The organism is Pseudomonadota bacterium (assembly GCA_039815145.1).
GTDB lineage: Bacteria > Pseudomonadota > Gammaproteobacteria > Steroidobacterales > JBCBZW01 > JBCBZW01.
Map to the genome: position 1 here is coordinate 23,784 of JBCBZW010000047.1, position 10,157 is coordinate 33,940.

At 64.5% G+C, this 10,157-nt stretch carries 9 protein-coding genes; 2 read left to right on the top strand and 7 right to left on the bottom strand.

Annotation, left to right across the window (positions count from 1 at the left end; translation table 11 throughout):
* Positions 1-28 precede the first annotated feature (28 nt).
* The 7 genes from AAF184_13220 to AAF184_13250 form a co-directional block, all read right to left on the bottom strand.
* Entirely contained in the window at positions 29-838 is an 810-nt protein-coding gene (locus AAF184_13220; protein MEO0423297.1) for a hypothetical protein, read from the bottom strand.
* A 78-nt stretch (positions 839-916) separates the two neighbouring features.
* Positions 917-1,144, bottom strand: a complete 228-nt coding sequence (locus AAF184_13225; GenBank protein MEO0423298.1) for a hypothetical protein — start codon at positions 1,142-1,144, stop codon at positions 917-919.
* Complete coding sequence (locus tag AAF184_13230; protein MEO0423299.1) at positions 1,141-1,383, bottom strand: helix-turn-helix transcriptional regulator; 243 nt, start codon at positions 1,381-1,383, stop codon at positions 1,141-1,143. The genes AAF184_13225 and AAF184_13230 overlap by 4 nt, the downstream gene beginning before the upstream one ends.
* A complete protein-coding gene (locus tag AAF184_13235) occupies positions 1,380-1,847 on the bottom strand; it encodes a hypothetical protein (protein ID MEO0423300.1) in 468 nt (155 codons plus the stop codon). Before AAF184_13235 ends, AAF184_13230 begins: the two co-directional genes overlap by 4 nt.
* A gap of 132 nt (positions 1,848-1,979) precedes the next feature.
* A complete protein-coding gene (locus AAF184_13240; GenBank protein MEO0423301.1) occupies positions 1,980-3,995 on the bottom strand; it encodes an EAL domain-containing protein in 2,016 nt (671 codons plus the stop codon).
* A gap of 205 nt (positions 3,996-4,200) precedes the next feature.
* Positions 4,201-5,895: a glutamine--tRNA ligase/YqeY domain fusion protein gene (locus AAF184_13245; GenBank protein ID MEO0423302.1), complete on the bottom strand. Its 1,695-nt coding sequence runs from the start codon at positions 5,893-5,895 to the stop codon at positions 4,201-4,203.
* A 170-nt stretch (positions 5,896-6,065) separates the two neighbouring features.
* Entirely contained in the window at positions 6,066-8,501 is a 2,436-nt protein-coding gene (locus tag AAF184_13250) for a VCBS repeat-containing protein (protein MEO0423303.1), read from the bottom strand.
* A gap of 604 nt (positions 8,502-9,105) precedes the next feature.
* Here AAF184_13250 and AAF184_13255 point away from each other — a divergent pair.
* Entirely contained in the window at positions 9,106-9,594 is a 489-nt protein-coding gene (locus tag AAF184_13255; GenBank protein ID MEO0423304.1) for a hypothetical protein, read from the top strand.
* A gap of 62 nt (positions 9,595-9,656) precedes the next feature.
* Positions 9,657-10,157 (top strand): hypothetical protein (locus tag AAF184_13260; protein ID MEO0423305.1); only part of this gene is annotated, 501 nt, incomplete at its 3' end.

A 10,157-nucleotide genomic window follows, 5' to 3' on the forward strand; every position in this document is an offset into this window, starting at 1 on the left:
GCGCCCTTAGCCGATGGGCTGGCGGCGATCACCCTGCGCTGGCGGCGCTGGGTTGCAGGTCAGCCAACTGTTGATCGAGGTCCGAGCCTTCCTTGCGCACCAGCAGGTCGTTGTAGAGCACAAGGGCCATGGCCGCGTACATGGGCGTGATGAGGGAGAGCATGATCCAGTTGAGGGCGAAGTCTGCCCCGGTGGTCAAGGTGGTGGCACCTGAGATGGTGCTGACCGCCGCCACTGCGCCGAGCCCGATGTAGAAGATGATGGACACTGCCGTGAGGATCACGGTGATCAGGGTCAGCACAGATGCCGTTCGCCACCAGTTCCCGCCCCACACGAGGGAGTGGCTGCGCCAGAGCGCGCCCCAGCTACCCCGTTCCTCGGCGTAAGGCACGTAGAAAAACAGTGACATGCTGATGGCGAGGATGAGCCCCGGGATAAACAAGGCGACCATGCCGAGCGTCACCAGCACCATGTAGAGGAACATCAGTAGCAGCATCGGCACCGTTCGCTTCAGGGCGACGAGCACGTCCTTGACCAGCGAGGTGGGCTCCCCGCGGGCAACCGACATCTGGCGGTGGATGACGACCCCCAGCATGATGACCATGAACAGGAACATGAGCGGGAAAAGCGCGGCCATCTCCATCAGCGCTTGCTCAATGACGGCCGGATCCGTCTCTGATTCCAGACCTACAGTGCGTGCGTTTACGAGTGCCAGCGTGAGTGCATACGGCAGGGCGGCGGCTGCTGCGGCCGGAAGTACCTTCAGGAATCCCCGCCGGAACAGCGTGAAGCCACCGTCCAGGATGCCGCCGATGCTGAGGGGTTCACTAGATAGCATGCTGAGTCCCTTTGTTATTAGTTTTGCCCGGTTGGGCGTCGGGTCGGATGGTACCTAATAGCTCAGGGAATACGAAACCTAGTCCTCAGGGTCTGGCCGTACCGCCGGGCGCGCGCGGCCCAGGAGGCGCGCAAGCGCTTGTTTCTCGCAGCGACGGGCCGGTGCCGCCGTGGTAAACCAAGCACTTACGAGTAGCAACAAAAGCAGTAGGCCGTTGTCACTCTCGCGCGTGAGTAGCGCCGTGGCGATGAGGGTGGCCGCCCAGATGAGCGCGTGGGCAACGCTGCGGGACTTTTCCGATTTCATTCACTCTCTCCTGTGGTGCCGGACTCCGTAGGGGCGTCGGCGAGTTGGAAAATCTCTTCGACGGTGACGTCGAAGCGACGAGCTAGCCTCAGTGCGATGATGGTGGACGGCACGAAGCGGCCCACCTCGATGGTGCTGATGGTCTTGCGCGAGACGCCGATCTCGCGCGCAAGGTCCGCTTGGCTGAGGCGGTGCTCGGCGCGAAACACGCGGATGCGATTGCGCAGACCGCCGCTCATAGGTCGTCGGTGCCGCGATCGCTCAGGATTTGGGCGAAGAAGGACCCCGCCAGCATCCAGAGGGTGACGGCAAGCACGGCATTGAGGACGACGTGGGTGTCGATGGTCGGCGGCAGATGCTCCGCGCTGCCTTCCAGCGCGACGAGCACGAGAAACGTAGCGGTGAAGGCGACGACGCACGCGCGACGAAACACATCGAGCAGGTAGCCATCGCAGGACGCACTGTCGCACGCCGCGCGGCGCCGCGCGATGGCGAAGCTCAGGACAGCGGGCAGCACCAGCAGCAGGATGCCGCCGGCGAGCACCAGGCGCGCCAGGTGCAGGCGCTCATCGGTTAAGGGATCCAGCCAAACGCCGGCCAGCGTGAGCGCGTGCCCGGCGCCGAGCAAGACGAGACCGAGGGCCGAGCGAGTGAGTAGGGTGTCGGCGAGTTGGGCCAGCTCGAAGGTGGGCGACTGGCTCATCGGGTGAAGTCCATGTGTCGTCTAGCTCTCAGAATGATACCTGCAGGTATCATAATGATAGCGTAAGGTACCTGCTTGAGCAAACCGATCCTGCAGCTGGAGGGCTGCAGCTCTACGAGGGGCGGTGCCGAGCTAAGGGGACGCGGGGAGTGAGGCGCGTGTGGGGGTGGGTGCGTCGATCGCGCTACGCCGGCGCCCGAAGTCCGCACCGAGGTCGAACATCTCCGCGGCCACTGGGGGCTGGAAGAAGTAACCCTGGGCGCAGGGGCATCCGAGGCGGATCAGGGTGTCGAGGGCGGCCTGGGTCTCCACGCCCTCGGCGATCACGCTCATGCCGAGACTGCTCGACATCGACAGGATGGAGGTGACGATCGCCTGGGTTTTCTCGCCTGACTCGATGCCAGCGACCAGGGAACGATCGATCTTGAGCACTTGGAACGGCAGCGTGTGGAGGTAGCTGAAGGATGAGTAGCCGGTGCCGAAATCATCGAGCAGCAGCCGTGCGCCGAGCTCCGCGAGCTGATGGAGGCTCGCGATGCAGGTCTCGTCATCGCCGATGAAGCAGGTTTCGGTGATCTCGAGGTCCAGCGCGCTCGCCGGCAGCCCGGTGTCCGCGAGCACCTGTTCCACGGTGCGCGCGAAGCCCGGCGTGGCAAGCTGGCGCGGCGACACGTTGATCGCGACGCGCAGATCTTCGCGTCCGTTGCCCACTCGCCATGCCTGAGCTTGGCCGCAGGCGGTCTCCATCACCCACGCTCCAAGGTCAAGGATGAGGTCTGACTCCTCGGCGATGGGAATGAAGACATCGGGAGGGATCTTGCCTCGATCCGGGTGGTTCCAGCGCACCAGTGCCTCGCAGCCCTCGACCCTCAGCGTGTTGAGGTCTACGACGGGCTGAAAGTGCACGTGTAGTTCTCGCTGTTCGATCGCCCTCGTTAGATCGCGATGGGTGCGCACGCGATCGGTGATGCGGTCCTGTAGGGAGTAGTCAAAGAGGCGGCTCCTGTTCTTGCCCTGGGCCTTCGCCTCGTACATTGCGATATCCGCATGCTTCATCAGCCTCTCGGCATCGTCGCCGTGCTGCGGGTAGAGTGCGACGCCAATGCTGGTCGTCACGCCGATAAGGTGCTCTTCGTAAGAGATTTCTTCGGCGACCCGTTTGATCAGGTCATCACATACGGCGTTTACTCGCTGCGCATCGTCTACGCCCTGCAGCAGGGCCGCGAACTCATCGCCACCGAAGCGAGCTACCACGTCCTCGCCGCGCATTCTCGCCGCCAAGCGCATGGCGGTGGTCTTGAGCACCAGGTCACCAGCAGAGTGCCCTAGATCATCGTTCACGTTCTTGAAGCCGTCCAGGTCGAGGAACAGCACGGCGAAGCCGGTGTTCTTCCGTTGCGCGTTCTCGATGGCCTCCTGCAGCGTAAGCGTGTACGCAGAGCGGTTGGGGAGTGCGGTGACAGAGTCTATTCGTGCGAGGAGCTTGTTCAGCTGTTCGCTATGTGACAGGGCGCGCGTAGCGTCCTCCATCCCGACCATTGCCCTGCCCACGAAGCGGGCGAGAGAGGCCTGAACTCCCCATACCAAGAGCCCGCCGAGTACGACGACTGCGAAGGTGATACGAATCGCGATGCCGACGGTACGACTGATGGGCACTTCGAAAGCGTAAGAGCCCGCGACGAAAGCGTCGGCGGCTTCGTCTAGCACGACTCGAACTTGCGCCTCCGTAAGTTCCCCAGCCTGCAACTCGGCCAGGGATGCGAGTGCTACGTCGGCGGTGGCGATGTCGTCCACGCACAAGGTGATGGCTTCGATGGTTCCGGCGGCTCGCATCAAGAGGCGCTCAACAACGCCAAGCTCGTGCAGGCACTCAACCGGCAGGGAGCGGATCTTCTCCACAAGATGGATGAGCTCATCCGTCGGCAGGGGCTGCTTGGCCGTTTCCTCGAGGATCGACGTTAGCTGGAAGGAGAAGATGGCGTGGCGCGCATTGAGCTGGTGGAGATGCCCTCCCTTGCTCACCTGGGCAAGGCCGAACACGACGAGTGCCACCAGCAAGGGCGTGAGCAGTGGTATTAGAAGTAGTCGGCTGATCGGCAGCGCATCGTTGGGACGGCCGGATCCGAGTACCGATTTGAGGAGTTTCATCGGTGACATGCGCGTCTCTAATCCACCAGGGGCGTTCGGTGCACTGGCCCACGTAAGGCCATCCAGCCGTCAACCTATCGAAAGCGCTTGGACTTCAGCGGGCCATGTGTCTCATTTATTAGGCGGCACCCACGGGTGTAGCTGGGCCCTGCGCGCGATGGTGAACCGTGTCACGTTTGTAGCGACGTTCTTAGGTATCTCCTACTCAGGCTTTCGCCTTAGCTGCCTTGTCGATCTTCGCCCACGCATCGCGAAGCGCGACCGTGCGATTAAAGACGAGTGCCTCCGGCTTGGAATCCACCGAATCCACGCAGAAGTAGCCCATTCGCTCGAACTGCAGGGGCTCGCCCACCGGTGCGTCGCGCAAGCTCGGTTCGAGCTTGCAGTCGCGGAGCACTTCCATCGACTCGGAGTTCAGGTGTTCGCGCACGTCGTCGACGCCAACGCCGGGGCGCTCGACGGAGAACAGTCGGTCGTAGAGTCGTACCTCGGCGTCGACGGCGTGGGGGGCGGACACCCAGTGAATGGTGCCCTTGACCTTGCGGCCATCCGGGGCGTCACCGCCGCGGGTCTCGGGGTCGTAAGTGCAGTGGACCTCGGTCACCTCGCCTGTGTCGGGGTCCTTCACAAAGCCCGTGCAGGTGACGAAGTAGGCCCAGCGCAGGCGCACTTCGCGGCCCGGCGTTAGGCGGAAGTATTTCTTAGGTGCTTCTTCGCGGAAGTCGGCATCTTCGATGTAGAGCTCGCGCGAGAAGGGCACCTGGCGCACGCCGGCGGACTCGTCCTCGGGGTTGTTCACCGCGTCGAGGGTCTCCTCCTGGCCCTCGGGGTAGTTGGTGATCACGAGCTTGATCGGTCGCAGCACCGCCATGGCCCGCGGTGCCGAGAGGTTCAGCTCCTCTCGCAGGCCGCTCTCCAGCAGGGAGATCTCACTGATGGCATGGCGTCGCGCCAGGCCGATGCGGCGGCAGAAGGTGCGGATGGAGGCGGCCGTGTAGCCGCGGCGGCGCAGGCCCCGCAGGGTCGGCATGCGCGGATCGTCCCAGCCCGACACCAGGCCATCCTCCACCAACCCACGCAGCACGCGTTTGCTCAGCACCGTGTAGCCGAGGTTCAGGCCCGCGAACTCGATCTGGCGCGGCGTCGACGGCGTCGGCAGGTTGGCGATGAACCAGTCGTAGAGGGGGCGGTTGTTCTCGAACTCGAGGGTGCACAGCGAGTGGGTGATGCCTTCGATGGCGTCCGAGAGGCCGTGGGCGAAATCGTACATCGGGTAGATGCACCACTTGGCGCCGGTGCGGTGATGCTCCGCCTTGCGGATACGGTACATGGTGGGGTCGCGCATGACCGGGTTCGGCGAGGCCATGTCGATCTTGGCCCGCACCACGTAGGTGCCCTCTTCGAATTCGCCGTTCTTCATGCGCTCGATGAGGTCGAGGTTCTCCTCGACTGGGCGATCGCGGTAGGGGCTGTTCTTGCCGGGCTCCGTCAGCGTACCCCGGTACTCGCGGATCTGCTCCGCCGAGAGCTCGTCCACGTAGGCCTTGCCGTCGCGGATCAGATGCTTGGCCCATTCGTAGAGCTGATCGAAGTACTCCGAGGCGTGATAGAGGTGCTCGCCCCAGTCGAAGCCGAGCCAGCGCACGTCCTCGATGATGGACTCGGCGAACTTGGACTCTTCCTTCAACGGGTTGGTGTCGTCGAAGCGCAGGTGGCAGGTGCCCTTGTAGTCGCGAGCGAGGCCGAAGTTCAGGCAGATCGACGTGGCGTGACCGATGTGCAGGAAGCCGTTCGGCTCCGGCGGGAAGCGCGTGACGATGCTCGAGTGCTTCCCGCTCTCGAGGTCTTCGTCGACGATGTCTCGGATGAAATTGGTCTCGGGGAGTTCGTTCGTGGTCATGATCGGTTCGCTTCCGCAGGTGCGGCGCACTCTCCTCGCGCTGTAGCATGGGCTCGGTCCTGCCGGTGTGGGGGATAGCTCACCGGTAGCGAGCAATCCGCCCAGGCCGCCTGGCGCTCCAATAGTACGGGAATGGCACGCCGACTATGAGTGCCGCCCTGCGTGTCGCCCTAGGGGACGCGGCCCCGCACCGTGAGGGTCACGTCCGCTTCCAGGGTCAGAGTCAGTCCCTGGGCGACGCAGTCGAAGGCGGTGGCGCCGTCGTCGAGCTCGAAGATGACAAACTCTCCGCTGTTTCGATTCTCGCACCGCCCCACCAGCTCGGTGGTCAGGCCCACGAAGGTCGCCGCTGCATCGATGCCGAAGGCGCGGCCGTTGACCTGGATCGTGACCTCATCCCTGGAACTGATGTCGAGCCCGAGGGCGAGGCAATCCACCGTTTCGCCCAGTTCGGCACCCGGAAAGTCGCCGGTCACGGTCTGCGGGTCCGTGTTGTTCTGGCAGACGGCGGAGGCGATGTTGAACTTGGAGGCCGAGAAGGACAGCTCCTGGGCGGGCGCCAGCTCGGCGATGGCACCCCGGATGCGCACGCGAACCCGGTCCTGCACCGCGAGCGGGATGCCTGCGTTGCTGCAGTCCCAGGCGCCCTCGAGCACGCGCACGGTGCCGCTTGCGCCCGTCGTCCGGTTGATGCACTCGACCAGCGCGCCCTCGTCGAGGCCCGTCGCTTCGCCGTTCAATTCGGGATCGACGAAGTTCACCCCATCGATCTGCACCACCACCTGGTCGCCCTGGGTGAACTCCAGGCCCAGGGCGCGGCAATCGAATGACTCATCCAGGGACACCTCGGGCAGCGTACCCGTCGCGGTCTGGCCCGTGGCGAGGTTGCGGCAGGTGATGGAGCGGGAATCGATGCCGATGACGCGAGCGGTCAACAGGGCCTGGCCAGCGTTGCGTCCGTAGACGGTGAAGGCCTCGCCGTTGTCGGGCGCGGCGGTGATCAGGTCGCTGATGCCGTCACCGTTCAGATCCCTGGCGACGGCGAGAACGCGGCCGAGAGCGCCCGTGTCGGTCCTGACGACGAATCCTCGGCTGCCGTCGCCGCCAAGGTTTTCCTGCAGCAGGGAGAGGTCGAACACCGGTGCGAAGGCTCCATCCCGGCGTCCGTACAACACGTAGGCGGCGCCGACGGTCTGGGCGAGGGCGACATCGACGCCGATCACCAGATCGTCGAGTCCATCGTTGTTCAGATCGCCCGTCGCCAGGAGGTCATTCACGCCCACGCCGTTGCGACTCGATTCCGAGCGCATGAGAAACCCCACGGAGCCGTCACCGCCGTTCTCCGGCAGCAGATCCACCAGTCGGATTTGGGCGGGAAAACCGGTGTCGCTACCGAAGATGACCGCTGACGTCGTGTCCTCCTGTGCGTCTTCGGAGAAGGTGCGCAGGGCGATGTCGGCAAGGCCGTCGGCGTTGAGATCACCCGCAGGCGAGAGCGCGTAGCCCCAACGGTCGCCCCGGTCCAGCCCACCGATCACGAAGCCAAGGCTGCCATCGCCACCGTTCGTCTCGAACAGATCCGCCAGCGCAAACTCCGCCGGCAGGCCCCCGTCACGACCGAACACCACGTAGGCTTCGCCGGCATCACGTTCGGCGCCGAAGACGGCGCGGGGGGCGCCGATGATGATGTCGTCGATGCCGTCCCCGTTCACATCGCCGATGCCGGTCACGTCCGTGCCCGACTGATCACCGGTCTCGAAGCCGCGCAGCACCGTGCCCATGGAGCCGTCACCACCGTTCGTCTCGAACAGGGATGCGAGCTCGAACTCGGCCGGGAATCCACCCTCCCTGCCGTACACCAGGTAGGTCTCGCCAACGCCCGGTGCGCCGCCCGGGGCGTCGCCCAGGATGGCGCTGATAAGAAAGTCGTCGATGCCGTCGTTGTTGACGTCGCCGGCGGCCCCCACGCTGCGCCCTGCGAGGTCGTTGGCGTCCACGCCGAGGAACACCGTGCCCTCGCTGCCGTCCCCTCCGGCGGCCTCGAAGAGGGTGGATGCATCGAACTCGACGGGGAAATCACCGTCACGACCGAGGATCAGGTAGGCCTCTCCATCGCTGGTGAGACGCGCCCCGACCAGCAGATCGTCACGGCCATCGCCGTTCACATCGCCCACGGGCGCCATGGAGAAACCGAACTCGCCGCCGCGCAGGCCATTGGTCAATAAGAAGCCGATGCTGCCATCACCGCCGTTGGCTTCGAGCACGTCGGTGATGTCCGCCTCTGCCGGGGCCTGCGTGGTGCCGTAGCGCACGTACACGCGATTCGTCGCCGAGGTGGCGATGAGCAGCTCGTCGAGGCCGTCACCGTTGAGGTCGCCGCCTGAGCTCACCGACATGTCGCGGGATCCACCGGCCAGCACGTAGCCCTGGGAGCCGTTACCCCCGTTGGCTTCCCTCAGCAGGCTGACGTCGAACTCGGCGGGAAACTGTGCGTGGACGTCGAAGGCCCCCAGAAGCAGCGTTGCGGGCAGCGCGAAGGCGAGCGTGGTGGCGCCCGAGCGTACGGGTTGGGTCGTGTCGGCTTGGGGGCGAGCGGGAGTGATCATCGTGAATCCCTCGACGTATGACGGCAAATCCATTGCGTGCGCAGTCCGCCCGAACCGGGTCAGCCTGCGGTGGGGACGCGAGCTTACTCCCTCTTTCACCGCTCGCGGTAGCGGGCCGCCGACCTATGTCGAGTCGCAGCAGGATCCGATGGAGCTGTTAGCTCACCGGTCGTGTTGGCGAAGCGAGCGGGAAGGCAACTCACCGTACGCGGTGGGGTGTGGTTTCGCGGTGGGCCGCCTCGCCTCTGACCAGAGACGTTGACCTAGCGCTCGATCGAGATAGATCGCACGGCAGCACGGGACTCTCCAGGTCCTGGCATCCTCGGCGGTTGCGATCCAGACGGTCACCTTTCACCCCCTTTCCGCGTCTGGGTAGATCGATTCCATCTCCTGTATGCCAGGATTTCGGCGAAAGCGTCGCTTACTTCTGCAGATAGCTACGCAATACGATAGCTCTTCTAGATCAGGTCCATTGTCTGCGGCTGTAGCATTTGGCGCTTCGTCGATCTGAGTCAGATATAGTGACGAATCAGCGATCGTGCCAAGGCGGAGGGTGATGATGAGTTCTCCCAAGTGTCGATCCACTAACGAGCGGAGCGGGTCCGTGCGGGTAGGGTTCTCCCGCAGGCCGGCGTCGCGGCTGTCTGAGGCTTCCGTTGCGTTAGTCATCATCTTCTCTGCCGGGTCGGTCGGCGCGCAGAACGCAGTGGCGCCAGGGCCCGTCGAGGCCGAGCTGCCACCGCTGGCGGATGAGGTCCAGGCGACCGAGCGGGTCGAGTTTCAGCAGATTGCGCCCGGTCTGCTCGTGCGTCGCAACTACTCTGTCGAGATCGATGACGGGGCGAGCTCTCAGCTATGGGATCTCTTGGTAGGTCCTGGCATGCGCAGCGCGCCGGTGGTTCTCGAAGGTGCGGCACTCATCTTTGTTCGCGCCGGCGACGGGCTCGTGTCGCTCGATGGCAAGGAGCAAGAGCTGCAGATGGGCGCGTCGATCAGCGTGCCGGAAGGGGTCGAGGTCTCGTTCACCAATCGCGCCAAGGATAGGCCATTGGCCGCGCGTGCCGTCATCATCACGACGGGGCCGCAACGATGAACGCCCGAGCCAGCGATTGGGCTTCGCAGTCGCAGATGCCTACCGGTAGGGTTTCCGCCCTGGTGAGAACGCTGCTGCTGTCGCTGACGGCTTCGCTGCTGCTCCTGGGGTGTGAGAGCTCCGACCCTTCACCACCGAGCGACGACCCGAACGTCAAACCCAACCAAGGTGAGTACGACGAAGATCGTGCTTTCATCTCGCCGCCCACGCTGCTCCACCCAGTCTACGCGTGCGCGACCAACGTGGCGGTCAAGCACTTCATCAAAGATGCGCTGATCGAGGTTTACCTGAACGGCGATCCCACTCCCATCGCGTCAGCTGTCGGGCAGTTCCCGTCCCTCGGCGTCAACATCGATACCGGTGTAGCGTTCGTGGTCGGCCAGGTGCTGACTGCCACGCAGACGGTGAACGGCTTCACCAGCGCGCCGTCGAACGCGGTCACGGTCACCTCTCACTTGGAGGATTACCCCGCAGGCCTGCCGCAACCGCGCATTAATGCCCCGCCGGTCTGGGAATGCGGTCGCGCGGCCGGCGTGAGCGACGTGGTGCCGGGCGCTCTCGTC

Bases quoted from the DNA above. Each gene is read 5' to 3' on its own strand.
- AAF184_13220 (MEO0423297.1), bottom strand. From the start codon at position 838: ATGCTATCTAGTGAACCCCTCAGCATCGGCGGCATCCTGGACGGTGGC.
- AAF184_13225 (MEO0423298.1), bottom strand. From the start codon at position 1,144: ATGAAATCGGAAAAGTCCCGCAGCGTTGCCCACGCGCTCATCTGGGCG.
- AAF184_13230 (MEO0423299.1), bottom strand. From the start codon at position 1,383: ATGAGCGGCGGTCTGCGCAATCGCATCCGCGTGTTTCGCGCCGAGCAC.
- AAF184_13235 (MEO0423300.1), bottom strand. From the start codon at position 1,847: ATGAGCCAGTCGCCCACCTTCGAGCTGGCCCAACTCGCCGACACCCTA.
- AAF184_13240 (MEO0423301.1), bottom strand. From the start codon at position 3,995: ATGAAACTCCTCAAATCGGTACTCGGATCCGGCCGTCCCAACGATGCG.
- AAF184_13245 (MEO0423302.1), bottom strand. From the start codon at position 5,895: ATGACCACGAACGAACTCCCCGAGACCAATTTCATCCGAGACATCGTC.
- AAF184_13250 (MEO0423303.1), bottom strand. From the start codon at position 8,501: ATGATCACTCCCGCTCGCCCCCAAGCCGACACGACCCAACCCGTACGC.